The organism is Bradyrhizobium arachidis (assembly GCF_015291705.1).
Classification (GTDB): Bacteria; Pseudomonadota; Alphaproteobacteria; order Rhizobiales; family Xanthobacteraceae; genus Bradyrhizobium; species Bradyrhizobium arachidis.
The window spans coordinates 9,363,920-9,382,164 of record NZ_CP030050.1; the positions used below are offsets into that span (position 1 = coordinate 9,363,920).

Annotated in this window: 17 protein-coding genes; 8 read left to right on the top strand and 9 right to left on the bottom strand. The window is 63.6% G+C overall.

Annotation, left to right across the window (positions count from 1 at the left end):
- Positions 1–41 precede the first annotated feature (41 nt).
- Positions 42–773 carry a transglutaminase-like cysteine peptidase gene (locus WN72_RS44200; RefSeq protein ID WP_092219714.1) on the top strand — a complete coding sequence of 244 codons (732 nt, stop codon included), beginning with the start codon at positions 42–44 and terminating at the stop codon, positions 771–773.
- Positions 774–1,303: 530 nt separating this feature from the next.
- Here WN72_RS44200 and WN72_RS44205 read toward each other — a convergent pair.
- On the bottom strand, positions 1,304–2,368 hold the full coding sequence (locus WN72_RS44205) for an IS110 family RNA-guided transposase (RefSeq protein WP_194482925.1): 1,065 nt from the start codon (positions 2,366–2,368) through the stop codon (positions 1,304–1,306).
- A 135-nt stretch (positions 2,369–2,503) separates the two neighbouring features.
- Positions 2,504–2,860 (bottom strand): hypothetical protein, encoded by a 357-nt coding sequence (locus WN72_RS44210; RefSeq protein WP_143130895.1) that lies wholly within the window; start codon positions 2,858–2,860, stop codon positions 2,504–2,506.
- Between the two features lie 279 nt (positions 2,861–3,139).
- Between WN72_RS44210 and WN72_RS44215 the strand changes: the two genes are divergently transcribed.
- Positions 3,140–3,403, top strand: coding sequence for a hypothetical protein (locus WN72_RS44215; RefSeq protein ID WP_027562025.1), 264 nt, complete (start codon positions 3,140–3,142; stop codon positions 3,401–3,403).
- A 521-nt stretch (positions 3,404–3,924) separates the two neighbouring features.
- Here the strand turns inward: WN72_RS44215 and WN72_RS44220 are convergent.
- Positions 3,925–4,989, bottom strand: coding sequence for an IS110 family RNA-guided transposase (locus WN72_RS44220; protein WP_194482925.1), 1,065 nt, complete (start codon positions 4,987–4,989; stop codon positions 3,925–3,927).
- Positions 4,990–5,126: 137 nt separating this feature from the next.
- On the opposite strand from WN72_RS44220, the gene WN72_RS44225 reads away from it, so the two are divergent.
- Positions 5,127–5,429 (top strand): hypothetical protein, encoded by a 303-nt coding sequence (locus tag WN72_RS44225; protein WP_051378303.1) that lies wholly within the window; start codon positions 5,127–5,129, stop codon positions 5,427–5,429.
- 185 nt (positions 5,430–5,614) lie between these two features.
- Positions 5,615–6,739: a lysozyme inhibitor LprI family protein gene (locus tag WN72_RS44230; protein ID WP_027562024.1), complete on the top strand. Its 1,125-nt coding sequence runs from the start codon at positions 5,615–5,617 to the stop codon at positions 6,737–6,739.
- A 195-nt stretch (positions 6,740–6,934) separates the two neighbouring features.
- Here the strand turns inward: WN72_RS44230 and WN72_RS44235 are convergent, their stop codons facing one another.
- The 6 genes from WN72_RS44235 to WN72_RS44260 all read right to left on the bottom strand — a co-directional run bounded on the left by WN72_RS44235 (position 6,935) and on the right by WN72_RS44260 (position 13,755).
- On the bottom strand, positions 6,935–8,134 hold the full coding sequence (locus tag WN72_RS44235) for an ABC transporter substrate-binding protein (protein WP_027562023.1): 1,200 nt from the start codon (positions 8,132–8,134) through the stop codon (positions 6,935–6,937).
- Between the two features lie 106 nt (positions 8,135–8,240).
- Positions 8,241–10,079: an AMP-dependent synthetase/ligase gene (locus tag WN72_RS44240; RefSeq protein WP_092212432.1), complete on the bottom strand. Its 1,839-nt coding sequence runs from the start codon at positions 10,077–10,079 to the stop codon at positions 8,241–8,243.
- A 95-nt stretch (positions 10,080–10,174) separates the two neighbouring features.
- Positions 10,175–10,963: an ABC transporter ATP-binding protein gene (locus WN72_RS44245; RefSeq protein ID WP_092212335.1), complete on the bottom strand. Its 789-nt coding sequence runs from the start codon at positions 10,961–10,963 to the stop codon at positions 10,175–10,177.
- Positions 10,964–10,967: 4 nt separating this feature from the next.
- A complete protein-coding gene (locus WN72_RS44250; RefSeq protein WP_027562020.1) occupies positions 10,968–11,726 on the bottom strand; it encodes an ABC transporter ATP-binding protein in 759 nt (252 codons plus the stop codon).
- Complete coding sequence (locus tag WN72_RS44255) at positions 11,723–12,874, bottom strand: branched-chain amino acid ABC transporter permease (RefSeq protein WP_092212333.1); 1,152 nt, start codon at positions 12,872–12,874, stop codon at positions 11,723–11,725. The genes WN72_RS44250 and WN72_RS44255 overlap by 4 nt, the downstream gene beginning before the upstream one ends.
- Positions 12,875–12,879: 5 nt before the next feature.
- Positions 12,880–13,755 carry a branched-chain amino acid ABC transporter permease gene (locus WN72_RS44260; protein ID WP_027562018.1) on the bottom strand — a complete coding sequence of 292 codons (876 nt, stop codon included), beginning with the start codon at positions 13,753–13,755 and terminating at the stop codon, positions 12,880–12,882.
- A gap of 260 nt (positions 13,756–14,015) precedes the next feature.
- On the opposite strand from WN72_RS44260, the gene WN72_RS44265 reads away from it, so the two are divergent.
- From WN72_RS44265 to WN72_RS44280, 4 genes are all read left to right on the top strand, one after another.
- Positions 14,016–14,765: an ABC transporter ATP-binding protein gene (locus tag WN72_RS44265; protein WP_027562017.1), complete on the top strand. Its 750-nt coding sequence runs from the start codon at positions 14,016–14,018 to the stop codon at positions 14,763–14,765.
- Positions 14,762–16,288 (top strand): permease, encoded by a 1,527-nt coding sequence (locus WN72_RS44270; RefSeq protein WP_092212329.1) that lies wholly within the window; start codon positions 14,762–14,764, stop codon positions 16,286–16,288. The genes WN72_RS44265 and WN72_RS44270 overlap by 4 nt, the downstream gene beginning before the upstream one ends.
- A gap of 118 nt (positions 16,289–16,406) precedes the next feature.
- On the top strand, positions 16,407–17,222 hold the full coding sequence (locus tag WN72_RS44275) for an MBL fold metallo-hydrolase (protein ID WP_027562015.1): 816 nt from the start codon (positions 16,407–16,409) through the stop codon (positions 17,220–17,222).
- A gap of 71 nt (positions 17,223–17,293) precedes the next feature.
- Positions 17,294–18,238, top strand: coding sequence for an EamA family transporter (locus WN72_RS44280; protein WP_092212327.1), 945 nt, complete (start codon positions 17,294–17,296; stop codon positions 18,236–18,238).
- Positions 18,239–18,245 lie beyond the last annotated feature (7 nt).

Genomic DNA, 18,245 nt, shown 5'->3' on the forward strand with positions numbered 1-18,245 from the left:
CGAGGTCGAGGGGACCCGGCGAAGCCGGAAGGGGATGTCAAATGGAGACCGCTGCTCGCTCGCGCACCTGGCGCGCAATCCTTGTCATGTGCGGCTTGATCCTGCTCGGATCGGCGGCCGAGCTTCGCGCCGGCTCGCTGCTGTCGCCCGGCGCGGGCGTCCTCGTGCGAAAATCCGCCGAGCCGTTCGGTGTGTTCGCCTTCGCGATCTCCGGCGGGAGCCTGCGGGAGAAATGGTCTGCGCTGAAGGCCAGGCTCGACGACGACATGGTGCAGCTCGCGCTGTGCGACGGCGACCGCGACAATTGTGCTTCGCCCGCGGCCTTGAGGCTGCTCGCCATCGTCGACCAGGCCCGCGCCCGCGACGGCCGCGCCCGGCTGGGCGAGACCAACCGCGCCATCAACCTTGCCATCCGCCCCGCCGATGACGGCGCCGACGACGTCTGGAGCTCGCCGCTTGCCACCTTCGCGCGCGGCTCCGGCGATTGCGAGGACTATGCCATCGCCAAGCTCGCCGCGCTGCGCCTTGCCGGCGTTGCCGCCGACGATCTCCGCATCGTCGTGGTGCGCGACGTCAGGGCCGGCGAAGAGCATGCGGTGGTCGCCGCAAAGCTCGATGGCCACTGGCTGATGCTCGACAATCGCCGCATGGCGATGGTCGAGGATGACGCGGCGCGGAGCTACCGGCCGCTGTTCGTGCTCTATCAGACGGCCGTGATGAAATATGTCGACGAGCCGGTGCGGTTCTCGATGATCGCCACCGAGGGGCGCTGATCTAGGAGCGTGTACTCATAAAGGCGCAGATGTCGTCTTTTGGGGTCTAAGCAGAAATGTTCTGCTTAACCAGAGTATTGCTGTTTTTGACCCAATGTATGGTCCGGCCGTGGGGTGCAAGAAGATTTCGACGATCCGGTAGATGCGGTCTTGCATCAATGTATCCGGCCTCTGTTTGGAGCGCAGTGCTCCGGGCCATCATGGATATCAGCGCGCATGTGATCTGGTTAGCGGACAGGCCTCGACCGGGCCATTTGGGTCACCAGGGTTCACATGTGCCGGGAAGACCGATTCTCCATCGTCGTCTCATCCTCTCGCAGACCTCGGCGGGTAAGGGTTGTTACGTCATCGATAGCTCCTCACTTCGCGCTGTTCCTTCGTTCGTGCCTGGCGGCCGTTCCTTCGTCCCGGCCTGCGCGCGCAGACGCGCCGCGCGCAAGGGGCCGTCAAAGCCGGCCGTCGTGCTGTCCTGACGTCTTGCTCTCCTGCTGCCAGGCTGCGCCTTGACGGCCCCGCGCACGGCGCGAGGATCAAGCAGGTCGGGACACCGTCTCCTCCATCTTGACGCACGCGAAGGCGCGTCCCTTGTTGAGGACCGCCCAGGCGATCCGGGCGAGCTTGTTGGCGAGCGCAATCGCCAGCACGTTGTGGTGCAATCGCTTCTTGGCGGCTTCGATCCAAGAGTTGAGGCCATAGCGCTCCCAGCACTTGACCTTTACCAGAACAACCCACGCGGCTTGCACGAACAGCGCGCGCAGGTAGCGATTACCGCGCCTTGATATACTGCCGAGGATCGTGCGGTCGCCGGTCGATATCTGCTTCGGAACAAGTCCAAGCCAGGCGCCGAAGTCGCGGCCTTTCGAGAACACGTCTCCGGTGCCGATCGCAGCCACCATTGCGCTCGAGATGATTGGGCCAATGCCAGGCACCGTCATCAGTCGCTGGCAGGCCCTATCTTGACGGGCTAGTGTTTCGATCTCGCCAGATAGACCCTCGATACGCTCATCCAGCCGGCGCCAGTCTTCCGCCAGACCCTCGATGATGGGCAACATGCGAGGCGAGAGCACATCAGTGCGTGTTGCCAAGATACCTGGCAACTCGAACCGCAGGGAATGCGGGCCTTGCCGCACGGCGATGCCCCGTTCCAGCAGGAACGCACGGATCTGATTGATCGCGCCGGTACGCTGACCGACCAATCGATCGCGGACGCGGTGCAGTGCCTGAAGGTCGAGCTGATCGGCGGTCTTGGTCGCGACGAACTTCATGGTCGGGCGTTGGACAGCCTCGGCGATGGCTTCCGCATCTCGGAAGTCATTCTTCTGTCCCTTCGAATACGGGCGCACGTATTTCGCTGGCATCAGGCGGGCGTCGTGGCCAAGTACTTGGAGTTTGCGGCTGAGATGATGGGCGCCTACGCAGGCCTCCATACCGATCAAGCACGGCGGCAGGTTGGCGAGCCGCGTTTCCACCTGGCCGCGCGACCACTTCTGCCGCAGCACGATGGCACCGCGGTGATCCTGACCCACGATGTGGAACGAGTTTTTGCCGATGTCGATGCCGATCACGGCGATCGCCGCGTTGAGTTTCTGAGACATGGCGTGCTCCTTGTCTTGAGCGCCCCTTGCCAGCTTCTCGTGCTGGCAGGGCCGGAGCACGGCCGGACCATCCCATTAGCGGGAGCCGCCAATGCGCAATGGCGGACATTCGCTCGCATGCCCCATGGAATGGGATCAGGAGCGCGAACAATTGAGCCGCGCGAGTGGCCCAGACTTGTAGATGAGGAATAAATCGCCAGTATAGTGAAAATATTCTCCAGCAAACTCCTTAGTCGCAAACTTAAGTTGGATCTTGTTATTGCTGGTAATGCGGGGAGCAAGGATTTTCCCGTCGCCGGTCGTTATGGACAGCTTGTTCTTGTCGCCCAACGTCACGTTCAGATCGATTGGTCTTGGTTGAACGGCTGGATTGGTCATTTCTTGAACGACCTGTCCTTTGCAAGCGAACTGTTGCTCCGCTGCACCGCCGGGCCTAACCATCGTTGTCAGCAAGATTAGGCTACCCACAGTCAATCGAGTTGCTTGGACCATGACATTGCTCCAATCCGGTACCCACGTCTTCGGTACTCTCACTCGTAGCCACAGATTTGGTCAAGGCGCGCTTCGGTTGGCGATGTCCGCGTATGGCCCTTAGCGGACCAATCGAGGCAGTGTGCCCGAAGGCCGCTTTTGACCCGAAGGCGACATCCGAGGAGGTCGCCAGACAATAGCCTTGCTGAGATCACTCTCCTTGACATTTCAGCTTGTCGACGCTGACGCTGCATTGCTCAGCGATTGTCTCAGCCTTCGCAGCGTTGGAAAGGTATCACCATGAGGAAGACGTTGTTGGCCCTCGCTGCCGTCGCGACTTTGGTCGTTTCAGCAGCCTCGTCCGCTTATGCTGGTCCGCGCTACGATTACGGCCCCGGCGGCAATCCGTATCCGCGCACTTATCCCGGACCCGGCGGCTATCCGTACTGGTCGGGCTATGTCGATGCCCCGGTTGGAGAGCCGATCCCGCCTTGCCGCTGGATAACCCAGCGCTTCTGGGACGGGCATGGCTGGCGCGAGCGCCGCGTGCGCATCTGCGGCTGATCAGGTCGCGGCTGTTTCGATTGTCTGTTTTTGGCCCATAGCCGATCTCTTGCGGCGCTCAGGACAACGTCCGCAAGTGACCCACATGTATGGTCCGGCCGTGGGGTGCAAGAAGATTTCGACGATCCGGTAGATGCGGTCTTGCATCAATGTATCCGGCCTCTGTTTGGAGCGCAGTGCTCCGGGCCATCATGGATATCAGCGCGCATGTGATCTGGTTAGCGGACAGGCCTCGACCGGGCCATTTGGGTCACCAGGGTTCACATGTGCCGGGAAGACCGATTCTCCATCGTCGTCTCATCCTCTCGCAGACCTCGGCGGGTAAGGGTTGTTACGTCATCGATAGCTCCTCACTTCGCGCTGTTCCTTCGTTCGTGCCTGGCGGCCGTTCCTTCGTCCCGGCCTGCGCGCGCAGACGCGCCGCGCGCAAGGGGCCGTCAAAGCCGGCCGTCGTGCTGTCCTGACGTCTTGCTCTCCTGCTGCCAGGCTGCGCCTTGACGGCCCCGCGCACGGCGCGAGGATCAAGCAGGTCGGGACACCGTCTCCTCCATCTTGACGCACGCGAAGGCGCGTCCCTTGTTGAGGACCGCCCAGGCGATCCGGGCGAGCTTGTTGGCGAGCGCAATCGCCAGCACGTTGTGGTGCAATCGCTTCTTGGCGGCTTCGATCCAAGAGTTGAGGCCATAGCGCTCCCAGCACTTGACCTTTACCAGAACAACCCACGCGGCTTGCACGAACAGCGCGCGCAGGTAGCGATTACCGCGCCTTGATATACTGCCGAGGATCGTGCGGTCGCCGGTCGATATCTGCTTCGGAACAAGTCCAAGCCAGGCGCCGAAGTCGCGGCCTTTCGAGAACACGTCTCCGGTGCCGATCGCAGCCACCATTGCGCTCGAGATGATTGGGCCAATGCCAGGCACCGTCATCAGTCGCTGGCAGGCCCTATCTTGACGGGCTAGTGTTTCGATCTCGCCAGATAGACCCTCGATACGCTCATCCAGCCGGCGCCAGTCTTCCGCCAGACCCTCGATGATGGGCAACATGCGAGGCGAGAGCACATCAGTGCGTGTTGCCAAGATACCTGGCAACTCGAACCGCAGGGAATGCGGGCCTTGCCGCACGGCGATGCCCCGTTCCAGCAGGAACGCACGGATCTGATTGATCGCGCCGGTACGCTGACCGACCAATCGATCGCGGACGCGGTGCAGTGCCTGAAGGTCGAGCTGATCGGCGGTCTTGGTCGCGACGAACTTCATGGTCGGGCGTTGGACAGCCTCGGCGATGGCTTCCGCATCTCGGAAGTCATTCTTCTGTCCCTTCGAATACGGGCGCACGTATTTCGCTGGCATCAGGCGGGCGTCGTGGCCAAGTACTTGGAGTTTGCGGCTGAGATGATGGGCGCCTACGCAGGCCTCCATACCGATCAAGCACGGCGGCAGGTTGGCGAGCCGCGTTTCCACCTGGCCGCGCGACCACTTCTGCCGCAGCACGATGGCACCGCGGTGATCCTGACCCACGATGTGGAACGAGTTTTTGCCGATGTCGATGCCGATCACGGCGATCGCCGCGTTGAGTTTCTGAGACATGGCGTGCTCCTTGTCTTGAGCGCCCCTTGCCAGCTTCTCGTGCTGGCAGGGCCGGAGCACGGCCGGACCATCCCATTAGCTGACAACCTCGATGACATGTAAATTGGCCTTCTAGGAATTGGCGAGGCAACTGCGCGATGAACACATCCAAGGTTTTATCTGAACGCGAACAGAAGCTATTGATCGCGCTCGTCAAGATGGTCGATCAGTATTTGGTCGAGCACGGCGACGAGGTAGATAGCCTCGCCATGTCTGCGGGCGAGCATGCAATTGAAGCCCTTGCGACTTTTGGTTTGATGGAAAACATCAATACTCGCTTCGGACGATGGACAGAAGCGGGCAACAGGTTTCGCGAAGAGTTCAACAGGATTAAAGGATATCGGTCGGTTGAAAATCCCGGTGGCATTAAGCTGGTCGGCCGGCCAAAGCCTGAAGGCTGACCAATCGTCCGCTTGTGGCCCTTCAATGTCTGCTTCTGGGCCGCTGTTGGGGAATAAGCGGACATCGCGGATTTATGAGTACACGCCCTCGTGGCCTTGTGGCCAGGACCTCATCCCGCCACAAACCCGTTTCGCCCGCGGTTCCGGGGCGCTAGCATAGCGCCGTCTATGCGGGGGCGAGTGGAATGCGGTTCATCGTGCTGTCTGTGCTTGCGCTGCTGGCGTTGCCAGCGGCACCAGGCTTGGCGCAATCCGGCCCATCCGACCGCTCCGTCACCGATCGGCTGCCGCTATTTGCCCGAAACAACTGCCAGTCGATTCGCGATCCCGGCAACCAATTGTTCTGCGGCGATCCCGAGCTCGCCGCGGCCGCCGAGAAGCTGAGCACTGCGATCGAAGCGCGGCTCGCCCGCCTGCCCGATCGCCTGCCCGCGATCGAGGAGAATGCGATCTGGATCCGCCAGCGCAATCTCGGCTGCGGCATCGTCGGCCAGACCGCGATCCGCTCCGACGAGTTCGACCGGGTCAAGGCGTGCCTGCTCAAGGTGACCGAGGAGCGCGCCGCGATCGTGCGCGACCCGGACTTCGACTGCCTTGCCGCCAACACCGCGGCGGGCGCACTGATCTGCGCGGACCCGGCGCTCGCGCTCACCGAGACCGAGCTCAACAGCCAGGTGCTCGGCCTGATCGGCAAGCTCGACCCGACCGCGGCGCGCTTTGCCTACGCCGAATACGGCCGCTGGACGCGCGAGCGCGACCGCAAATGCAATCTGGTCGGCAAGGAGAACGTGCCGCTCGCCGAGCTCGAATCCGCGGAAGACTGTCTCGACGAATATCTCAAGCACAAGAGCGAGGAGATTCGCGCGGCAAAAGGCGATCCGAAGAAGGTGTTCGGCCGGCAGGTCGCGGCGCGCTCGCCCGACACCGACGCGGTCGATTTCTGCGCCGCGCGGATTCACGCCGCCAATTCCTGCGGCAACTTCCTTCGCATCAACCGCGTCTATGCGATCGACAGCCAGGTGACCGACCAGGAGGCGCAGGTCACCGGCGAGATCGAGATGGCCGTGCTGGCGCCCTTCACCACGTGCAGCAAGGTTGCCTCGACCTGCACCGGCACGTGCTGGAATCCCAGGACGGGCCAGCCGCAGCCGGGCGCCGGCAACAAGGAGCGCTCCGCAGAGGCCTTCAACGTCACGCGCCGGCTGAGGATCCAGCGGACCTTTGCGTTCGTCAGAGCCGCCGATGGCTGGCGCTGCCGGGAAGACGAGCTGGCCCCGGTGAATTCGGGCACGGCGGGGGGCGGGTCGTAGGGGCTCTTCCCGCGTAGCGCGCTTCCTCCCTTCTCCCCTTGCGGGAGAAGGTGGCGCGCATAAGCGCGCCGGATGAGGGGTTCTCTCCGGCTCGCGAGACTATTCGTAGGGATAGAGACCCCTCACCCGGCTTCGCTTTCGCGAAGCCACCCTCTCCCGCAAGGGGAGAGGGTGCACCGTCATCGCCGCAAGAGATCAAAACATCAGATTGTCCTTCACCAGCACCCAGCGGCCGCCCTTGACCTGCTGCACCTGGGTGATGGTGTTGGCGAGGTGGTCGGTCTTGGAGAACTTGGTCGGCGGCGAGTTGAAGATGTCGAGGAATTTCTCGCCTGACTCCAGTGAATCAAGCATCTTCTGCCCGGTGATATCCTTGCCCGCCTTGCCCGCGTAGAAGGCGAAGGTCATCACCGCGTTGTAGCCGATCATGGCCTGCGTGTTGGCGTCGGTGCCGAACGACTTCTTGTAGCTGACAATCCAGTCCTTCACCTTGTCCTTGGCCGTGTCCTCGTAGGGGATCTCGAACAGGCTCGCCGCATAGAGGCCTTCGACGGCGTCCTTGCCCAACATCGGCACTTCCAGCACGTTGGTCGGCGAGGCTCCCAGGAAGGTCACGTCCCAACCGAGCTTCTTGGCTTCCGTCATCGCGCCGATGGTCTCGCGGAGGATGGTGCCGAGCACGACGAGATCGCAGCCGTCCGACTTCATCTTGGCGATCTGCGCGCTGAAATCCGAGGCGCCGCGCTTGTAGCTCGTCACCGAGGCCGGCTGGATCTTCATCGCAGTGAGCTGCTGGTTGAAACCGTCGAGCACGTTTTTACCGTATTCGTCGTCCTGATGCATGATGCAGGGCTTCTTGAAGCTCTTCCACTCCACCATGTATTTCAGCGCCGCCCGCGTGCTCTCGACATAGGGCAAGAGGTTGTTGAACTTCAGCCGCTCCTGCGGCTTGGCCGGATCGAACTTGAAGGTGAACTCGGCCGCCGTCAGCGGGAAGAGCTGGAGCACGCCGGCGTCGAACAGGATGTCCTGCGCCGCGAGCACGGTCGGCGATCCCATCGCTCCTACCATCGCGAAGATCTTGTCGCGCTCGATCAGCTTTTGCGATGCCAGCACGGCCTTCTTCGGATCGTAGCCGCTGTCCTCGACGACTAATCTGATCTTGCGGCCATTGACGCCGCCTGCCGCATTGACCTCCTCGGTCGCCATCTTCATCCCGTTTGCTACCGGCACGCCCCAGCCCTTGATCGGACCCGACAGGTCCTGATGGGTGCCGATGACGATCTCGGAGGCCGAGATGCCGTCATTGGTGACCTTGGTTTGCGCCGCGGCCGGCAGACAGGTGAGCGCCATTGCACTCACAGCAAGGCCGAACGCGCTGAACGATTTCGACATTGACGTCTCCTCTCCTTTGGGCCCGTGTTACGCGAAGGGCGGGGGCCATCGCTCCTTCGCTTCTTGTCGGCACATGCCCGCGATCTCAAGGCGCGGAACAGATGTCTCAGGCGACCGCGCGCTCGCGATACATCGCGTCGATCTCGGCGGCATAGCGCTTGTTCACGAAGCCGCGCTTCAGCTTCATGGTCGGCGTCAGCTCCTCGTCCTCCGGGGTGAGCTGGCGCTCGATCAAATAGAACCGCTTGATGGTCTCGACGCGGGCGAAGTTGGCATTGACCCGTTCGATCTCGCGCCAGATCAGGTCCTGGATCTCCATCGCCCGGCACAGGCTGGCATAATTGGTGAAGGGGATGTCGTGGTCCTGGGCGAATTTCTCGACATTCTCCTGGTCGATCATCACGAGGCAGGTCAGATACGGCCGCTTGTCGCCGATCACCACGGCGTCCGAGATGTAGGGCGAGAATTTGAGCTGGTTCTCGATCTCGGACGGGGTGATGTTCTTGCCGCCGGACGTGATGATGATGTCCTTCATCCGGTCGGTGATGCGGACGAAGCCTTCGTTGTCGATGGTGCCGACGTCGCCGGTGTGCAGCCAGCCGCGCGCATCGATGGTTTCCGCGGTCTTCTCCGGCTGGTTCAGATAGCCCATGAACAGGAAGTCGCCCTTGATCAGTATCTCGCCGTCAGGAGACAGCGCGACCTCGCCCCAGGACACCGCCTTGCCGACCGAGCCAAGCTTGATGCGCTTCGCCGGCATCATGGTGGCAACCCCGCAATTCTCGGTCTGGCCATAGACCTCGTGCATGTCGATGCCGAGCGCGAGATACCAGCGGATCAATTCCGGCGCGATCGGCGCTGCGCCGGTGAAAGCGATGCGGCAGCGGTCGAGCCCGATCAGGCGGCGGATGTTGCGGAACGCGACCTGGTAGGCGAGGCGGTTGGCGATGCGCAGCGACAGCGGCGGCGCCCTGCCCTCGAGCCGGCAATCGACCATGCGAAAGCCGACGTCGATCGCGCGGCGATAGACCCATTGCTGCAACGGCGTCGCATCCTTCAGCGCGATGGTGATGGCCGAGTAGAATTTCTCCCAGATGCGCGGCACGGCAAGGAAGACGGTCGGTTGCACCTCGCGCAGATTGTCCGGCACGGTCTCCGGGCTCTCGGCAAAATTCATCACCGAGCCGAGCGCGACCGAGATGTAATAGCCGCCGATGCGCTCGGCGACATGGCAGAGCGGCAGGAAGATCAGCCGGTCCTCGTCCTCCCGCGCCGGGATGAAATCGTTGGCGTGCCGCATCTGATGCGTGACGCTGCGGTTGGCGTGCATCGCGCCCTTGGGCGGGCCCGTGGTGCCGGAGGTGTAGACGAGCACGGCGAGATCGCCGGCGCTACGGCTGTCGATCATCTCCTGCCACAGCGCCTCGCGGCCGGCCATGTGGTTACGCCCGAGCGCGCGAAACTCGTCGAGCGACATCACCATGTCGTCGGAGAAGCCGCTGAGGCCCTCCATGTCGAACACGATGATGCGTTGCAGGCCCGGACAACGCGCGCGGCAGGCGAGGACCTTGTCGAGTTGCTCCTCATCCTCGGCGAAGATCACCTTGGTGCCGGAATCGTTGACGAGATATTCGACCTGCGCGGATGAATCGGTGGGATAGATTCCGGAGGAGACGCCGCCGGCGCACAAGATGCCCATGTCGGCATGGACCCATTCCGGCACGGCGTTGGCGATGATGGAGGCGACATCGCCGGGCATGAAGCCGGTGGCGCGGAGCGCGTAGGCGATCTCCCTGGAGATCGCGAGCCACTCGCGCCAGCTCGTCGGCTGCCAGATGCCGAACTTCTTCTCGCGGATCGCCGGCCGCTCGCCGCGCGTCTCGGCAGCGAGCAAGAAGCTCTTCGCGATCGTATCAGCGACCGTCAGCACCGCCGGTCGGGCCATGCGCGTCTCCTCCTTGTCGCCTTGCCTTCCGCTGCCTGCCTTGCCGGCGGTCTGTGTTGGCGGATGGGCCATTCCATTTAACGCCAAATCTTGCTCTAGCGCCAAGTTTTCTTCTTTTTCCAGCGCCGCTCGCCTCGCGCGCCCTGTTCCTTGGCGCCGAGGTAAAATTCCTGGATGTCCTGTGAATGCATCAAGCGGTCGCATGTGTCGTTCATGACGATGCGGCCGATCTCCAGCACATAACCGTAATGCGCGGTCTCCAGCGCCACCTTGGCGTTCTGCTCGACCAAGAGGATCGACATGCCCTGCTCCTCGTTGACGCGGCGGATGATCGTGAAGATCTCCTTCACCAGCAGCGGCGACAGGCCGAGCGAAGGCTCGTCGAGCAGCAGCAGCGTCGGCCGGTTCATCAGCGCGCGCCCGATCGCGAGCATCTGCTGCTCGCCGCCGGAGAGCTGGCCGGCCGGCTGGCTGATGCGCTCCTTCAGCCGCGGGAAGTAGCCGTAGACCCGCTCCAGATCCTCCGCGACGCCGTCGCGGTCGCGGCGTGGATAAGCGCCCATCATCAGGTTCTCGCGCACCGACAGGAACGGAAACACCTCGCGCCCCTCAGGCACATGGCTCAGACCCAGCCGCACGATGCGGTCGGCCTCCATGCGCTGGATCGGCTTGCCCATGAACTCGATCGCGCCCTTCTGCGGATCGAGAATGCCGGAGATGGTCTTCAGCACCGTGGTCTTGCCGGCGCCGTTGGCGCCGAGCAGCGTGACGATGCGGCCGCGCGGCACCTCCAGCGAGATGCCGCGGATCGCCATGATCGGCCCGTAATAGCTCTCGATGTTGGAGAGCTTCAGGATGATGTCCGGTGTCACGGCGGCATCCATCGGGTCAGGCTCCGAGATACGCGGCGACGACATCGGGATGCTGCTGCACCTCCGCCGGCGAGCCCATCGCGAGCACGCGGCCGTAGTTCAGCGCGATGACGCGGTCGGAGACGCGGTTGACCAGCGACATGTCGTGCTCGACCATCAGCACGGTGATGCCGAGCTCGCTCTTCATGTCGCGGATCCAGAATGACATGTCGTCGGTCTCCTCGACATTGAGGCCGGAGGACGGCTCGTCGAGCAGGATCAGTTTCGGCTCCGAGCACAGCGCGCGCGCAAGCTCGATCACCTTGCGCACGCCGTAAGGCAGCCCCGAGATCAGCTTGTCGCGATAAGGCTCGAGATCGAGGAACTCGATCACCTGCTCGACCCGGCGGCGGTGCACCTTCTCGTTGGCGCGCACGCTCGGCAGAAACAGCAGCTCCTGCCAGAGCTGCGTGGTGGAATGGCGGTGACGGCCGACCAGCAGATTCGACAACACGGTGGCGTTCTCGAACAGCTCGATATTCTGGAAGGTGCGGGCGATGCCGAGCCTTGCGATGTCGTAGGGCGGCTGCTCGGTGATGTCCTGGTCCTCGAAGAAGATGCGGCCCGAGGTCGGCCGGTAGATCCGCGAGATCAGGTTGAAGATCGAGCTCTTGCCGGCGCCGTTGGGCCCTATGATCGAGAGGATCTCGCCCTTCTCGACCGCGAACGACACCGCATCGACCGCCTTGAGGCCTCCGAAATGCAGCGACAGGTTCTCGGCGCGGAAATAGCTCATCGGTTCCGCTCCGACTTCACGTAGATCTTCTGCCGCTTGAAGGTCGCACGCTTGTAGAGCGGGAAGAGCTGGAAGAAGAGCTTGATCTTCAGCCAGCGGCCGTAGAGCCCGAGCGGCTCGAACAGCACGAACAGCACGATGATGATGCCGTAGATCGCGCCCTTCAGCCCGTTGAGCGAGGCGAAGGCCGCGACCTTCGACTGGATATTGCCTGCGGTCGCCGGGCCCGCACCGAACGTCGCGGCGATGCCGGCGATGATGCCGGGCATGTCGTCCTTGAGGTAGGTCAGGAACGGATCGATCATCACGATGAAGATCGCCCCCAGCACCGCGCCGTGCAGGCTGAAGCTGCCGCCGATCAGGATCACGATGATGAACTCGATCGAGAGCTGCAGCGTGAACATTTCCGGCGAGATGAAGGAGAGCTTGTGCGCGAACAGCACGCCGGCAAGGCCGGTGATCGCCGCCGAGATCGCAAAGGACTTGACCTTGTAGAGCGCGACATTGATGCCCATGCTGCGCGCGGCCGTCTCGGAGTCGCGGATGGCGACGAAGGCGCGGCCCGTCGGCGAGCGCAACAGATTGAGCGTGCCGACGATGGTCAGCACCAGCACGGCAAGGCAGAGGAAATAGAAGGTCGGGCTGTCGCGCGGCACGGTGACGCCGAGCAGCGACAGCGTCTTGACCCGCATGCCCTCGTTGCCGTTGGTGACGCTCTCCCAGCGCGCCAGGATCTCCTCGACGATGAAGGCGAAGGAGATGGTGGCGATGACGAGATAGATGCCCTGGAGTCGCAGCGCGGGAAAGCCGACCAGCGCGCCAATGCAGCCGGTGAGCACGCCTGCGGCGAGGAAATAGACCGGGAACGGCACATTGTATTTCTGCAAATAGGCCGCCGTGTAGGCGCCGATCGCGAGGAACGCTGCGTGCCCGAGCGAGGCTTGACCGGTGAAGCCAGTCAAAATCATCAGCGCCACGCCGACGGTCGCATAGATGCAGACGAAGACGAGCTGGCTCATCAAATAGCTGGAGAGCACATAGGGCGCGATCAGCAGCAGCGCGAGCAGGATACCGTAGGAGACGACATAGCCCGAATGCGGAAACAGCCTAATGTCGTCCTCGTAGTCGGTCTTGAACAGGAAGCGCATGGCGTTCAGACCTTCTTGCGGACGTGAAGGCCGAACAGGCCTTCGGGCTTGAGCAAGAGCACCGCGAGCAGCACGATGTAAGGCGCGACGTCCTTCCAGCCCTCGGCCAGATAGAACCCGGCCATGCTCTCGATCACGCCGATCAGGACGCCGCCGACGACCGCGCCGGGAATCGAGCCGAAGCCGCCGAGCACGGCGGCCGGAAACGCCTTGAGGCCGAGCACGAGGCCGACATTGGAGTGGATGAAGGTGATCGGCGCCAGCAGCACGCCGGCGCAGGTCGCGACCGCCGCGCTGATCGCCCAGACCACCGACACCACCCGCTTGACCGGAATGCCCATGTAGTAGGCCGCCAGCATGTTCTCGGAGCTGGCGCGCATCGCGGTGCCGAGCGTGGTCTTGTTGAAGAACAAATAGAGCAGCGTGCAGAGGATGATCGTCGCCGCGATCACCGACAGCTTGTCATAGGCGAGCACCAGCGAGCCGATGCGCAGGACGCCCTGGCTGAACGGCGTGTCGATCTTGAAATCGTCGGTGCCCCAGACCATGCCGGCGACCGAGCGCAGGAAATAGCCGAGGCCGATCGTGGCCATGATGATGGAGAATTGCGGATAGCCGAGGATCGGCCGCACCACCACGCGCTCGGCCAGCATGCCGAACAGCGCCATGGCGGCGACCGCACCGGCAAAGCCGATCCAGTAGTTCAGGCCCATCATGCCGATGAAGGTGAAGGCGAAGAAGCCGCCCAGCATCATCAGATCGCCCTGGGCGAAATTGACGACCTCGGTGGCCTTGTAGACGAGCACGAAGCCGAGCGCGATCAGGCCGTAGACGCAGCCGAGCGCAACACCGCTGACCAGCTGCTGAACGAAATCCAGCATCGCCGCGCTTCCTCCCGATGCAACCGGCGGTTCTTTGGCCGCCTCGCCGCATCTTGTGTCCAGTCGCTACGCAGTCGTTTCGCCGCGTTCGCGCATTCGTCCCGGCGCCAATTCAGCCCGAACCGCCAAGCGCTGTCAACAAACGGTGACTTGCCTTTGGTCGAAACCGGATGGTGGAATTTGTGGGCCGTAGATTCACGGTGCCGAAACATCTTCGGGTCATGGTCGCGGGCGATGCAAAACCGGATGGTGTGGCCGTCATGAAGCCGGACAAGTCGGCGCTCGAAGTCCGAGGGTTAACGAAGCGTTTTGACCGTTTGGCGGTCGACAGCCTCGATCTCACCATCCATGCCGGCGAATTCTACGCGCTGGTCGGCCCCAACGGCGCCGGCAAGACCACCACTTTGCGCATGGTTGCGGGCCTGCTGCGGCCCGATGCCGGCGCGGTCTCGATCTTCGGCATCGATGCGCTCCAGAACCCCGTCGCCGCCAAGCAGGTGATGGCCTGGGTGTCCGACGAACCCATGATTTATGACAAGCTGACGCCGCTCGAATATCTCGAATTCGTCGCCGGCCTCTGGGGCATCGCGCCGTCCGTCTCCGAACCGGTCGCGCAGGAGCTTCTGAGTTCGCTCGGTCTTGAGCCACACCGGCACGAACGCTGCGAGGGCTTTTCCAAGGGCATGCGCCAGAAGGTGGCGCTGGCCGGCGCGCTGGTGCACGATCCCCGCCTCATCATCCTCGACGAGCCGCTGACCGGGCTCGACGCCGTCTCAGCCCGTCACGTCAAGGGATTGCTGGGCGAGCGCGTCCGTGCCGGCTGCACCGTCATCATGACGACACACATTCTCGAAGTCGCCGAGCGCATGGCCGACCGCATCGGCGTGATCGCCTCGGGCCGCCTCGTCGCCGAAGGCACGCTGACCGAGTTGCGCCAGCAGAACGGCCATGCCGACACCAGCCTGGAAGATCTCTTCATCGCGCTGGTGACGCTCCAGGAAGCCGCATGAGCTCGGCGACCGCGCTGTCCTGGTTTGCGCGCCACGAGCTCCGCCTCGCCTGGCGCGAATGGTTCGCCATGATGACCGGCGGCCGGCGCAAGCGGGCGCGCGCGGCAATGATCGGCCTTCTCTTCTTCGCAGCGCTGCTGCACGTGCCGGCCTGGGCGGTGATCGGCCGCTTCGCCGATCTGCAATTGCCGCTCGACAAATCCTCGCTGATCGTGATCACGGCGACGATGTTTCTCGCCTGGACCTTGATGCTGTCGCAGGCGATCGAATCGGTGACGCGGGTGTTTTACGCCCGCGCCGATCTCGACCTGATCATGTCCTCGCCAGCGACGCTCGCCAATCTGTTCTCGGTACGCATCGCCGCCATTGCGCTCACCGTCACGGTGATGGCGCTGGTGTTCTCGACGCCGTTCATCGACGTGCTGGTGATCGGCGGGGGTGCGCGCTGGCTCGCAGCATTCGGCGTCGTCATCGCCATGGGCCTGTCGGCCGCGGCGATCGCGATCGCCGTCACCATCCTCTTGTTCCGCCTGATCGGTCCGGCGCGGACGCGCTTCGCCGCCCAGATCCTGGCCGCGATCATCGGCGCCGGCTTCGTGATCGCGCTCCAGGTCGCCGCGATCATGTCCTACAGCACGCTGTCGCGCTTCACCATCCTGACCTCGGGGCGCCTTGCCGCCTACGCCCCCGACGTCGACAGCATCTGGTGGTGGCCGGCGCGGGCGACGATGGGCGACAGCGAGGCGCTGCTGCTGCTTCTGGCGCTCGGGCTCGTGCTGCTCGGCGGCGTGATGGCGATGTTCTCTGGCCGCTTCGCCGACACCGCGATCGATGCCGCGGCTTACGGCAGCTCCGGCCGCAAGCGCGCGAAGGAGCGCCCGTTCCGCGGCGGATCGCGGCAGCAGGCGCTGCGGCGCAAGGAATTCAAGTTGCTCTGGCGCGATCCCTGGCTGATCTCGCAGACCCTGATGCAGCTGCTCTATCTGGTGCCGCCGGCGCTCTTGCTCTGGCGCAGCTTTGCCGACAGCTCCGCGGCGGTGACGCTGATCACGCCCGTCATCGTCATGGCGGCCGGTCAGCTCGCGGGCGGGCTTGCCTGGCTGACGATCTCGGGCGAGGACGCGCCTGATCTCGTTGCGACCGCGCCGCTGACGCCGTCCAGCGTCATCCGCGCCAAGATCGAGGTTGTGCTGATCGCGATCGCCGCCATCTTCTGTCCGCTGGTCGCCGCGCTCGCCCTTGCCTCGCCATACCAGGCCGCGGTCAGCGCCGGCGCCATCATCATCAGCGCGGCCTCCGCGACCGCAATCCAGCTCTGGTTCCGGGTGCAGGCAAGGCGCAGCCAATTCCGCCGCCGCCAGACGTCGTCTCGGCTTGCGACCTTCGCCGAAGCCTTCTCCTCGATCGGCTGGGCCGCCAGCGCCGCGCTGCTGCTTGCCTTGCCGATCGCCGGGCTGATCAGCGGATTGATCACAGCCGGCCTCGTCGCCATCACCTGGAAGTTCAGCCCGCGGCGGGAATAGACCGCGCGAATAAAGCCGGGACTGAAGGTGCGACACTGACGCGCTGTTGATCGCCAGCTGTTGGCCGCAGGCCGCATTGCACGCTAGACTTTCCCCTGAAGTCATCGGGGACGGATTCATGTGGCGACTTGTTTCGGCGGCTCTGGCGCTGTTCGGCGCAGCCCTCTCGCCTGCCCTCGCCCAGCAATCGCCACAGCGCAGCGAGTGCCTGGCGATGGCCAATGCCGCGCCGCGGGTCATGTCGGTCGCCTTCAGGCAGGCGGCGGCCGCCGCGGAGGTCGAGATCACCTATGCCGGCCACTCGACCTATTTCATCGACACGCCGGGCGGCTTGCGCATCGCGACCGACTATAGCGGCGCCTATCAGGTGGGACGGCTGCCCGACGTCGTCACCATGAACCGGGCCCATAGCACCCACTACAGTCTCTTTCCCGACAAGCGCATTCCCCATGTGCTGCATGGCTGGGGCGACGACGGCAAGCCGGCCATCATCGCGGAACGCATCGGCGACACCTTCATCCGCAACGTCACCACGGACATCCGCCGCTATTTCGGCGACGACGCCGGCGTCGACATGATCCGCGACGGCAATTCGATCTTCATCTTCGAGGTCGCGGGCCTCTGCATCGGTCATCTCGGCCATCTCCACCACAAGCTCGATGACAGCCACTTTGCCCAGATCGGACGGCTGGACATCGTGATGGTGCCGATCGACGGCACCTACACCATGTCGCTGGGCGGCATCTCCGACATCACCAAACGCCTGCGCGCGTCCGTGGTGCTGCCGATGCATCGCTTCGCCACCCCGCTCGACGAGTTCATGGACCGCATCGGCCAGCAGTTCGAGATCGACCGGCGCAACGCGCGCTCGTTCCGGATGTCGCGCGACGCGCTGCCGTCGAAGCCGACGGTGATCATCCTCGACGGAGTCTGACCCGCAAAGGCGGGAACGCATGAACCGCCTCCGACTTGGTTGCTTCGAGATCGTCTTCGATCGGAGCAATCATGAGCAGACGGTTCCTCATCATCGGCGCCTTCGCCGCCATCTATTTGCTATGGGGTTCCACCTATTTCGCCATCACGCTGGGCCTGAAGTCGATCCCGCCATTTCTGCTGATGGCGCTTCGCTCGTTGTGCGGCGGCATTGTGCTGCTCGCGATGAGCGGCAGACAGGTCGCAGGCGTGTCGTGGCAGGCCTGGGCCATGGCGAGCCTGTGCGGGCTGCTGTTCTTTGTCGGCTGCCACGGCGTGCTCGCCTTCGCACAGCAATCGGTTCCTTCGGGCGTGGCAGCGATCGTGCTCGCCACGATCCCGTTCTGGATCCTGCTGATCGATCTCGTGTTCCCTGGCGATCAGCGACCGAGGCCCGTTGCCCTGCTGGCACTCGTGCCCGGCTTTCTGGGCGTCGGACTCGTGGCATGGCAGAACGTCAAGCAGGCCGGCATCAGCATTCTTCCCGTCGTTCTCCTGCTGGCTGCGGCCTTGTCGTGGTCCGCCGGGACCGTGCTGTCCCGGCGCATGTCGAACCAGACATCCGCCATCCTGCTGTCAGGCATGCAGCTGTCGATCGGCGGCACCGTGCTGTTCGCGATCAGCCGGCTGACGGGCGAGATCGAAAGCTTCAGGCCGGGCAACGTCTTGCCGATGTCGCTTGCAGCGGCGCTATGGCTGATCATCGCGGGCAGCGTGATCGGATTCGTCGCCTACAACTGGCTGCTTGAGAACGTCTCGACCTCGCTGGTGTCGACCTACACTTTCGTCAATCCGGTGATCGCGGTGCTGCTCGGCACCGTCGTGCTGGGCGAGCCGTTCTCGCCCATGATGCTGCTCGGCGCGGGCCTCGTCATCGTCTCTGTCATCGTGATTTGGCGCGCTGAAAGCTCAGGGAGTTCGCGGACCAACGACGAGACCGTTCGGAGCACCAAGAATCTCGTCCTGCGCAAGACCTGACGGCCGC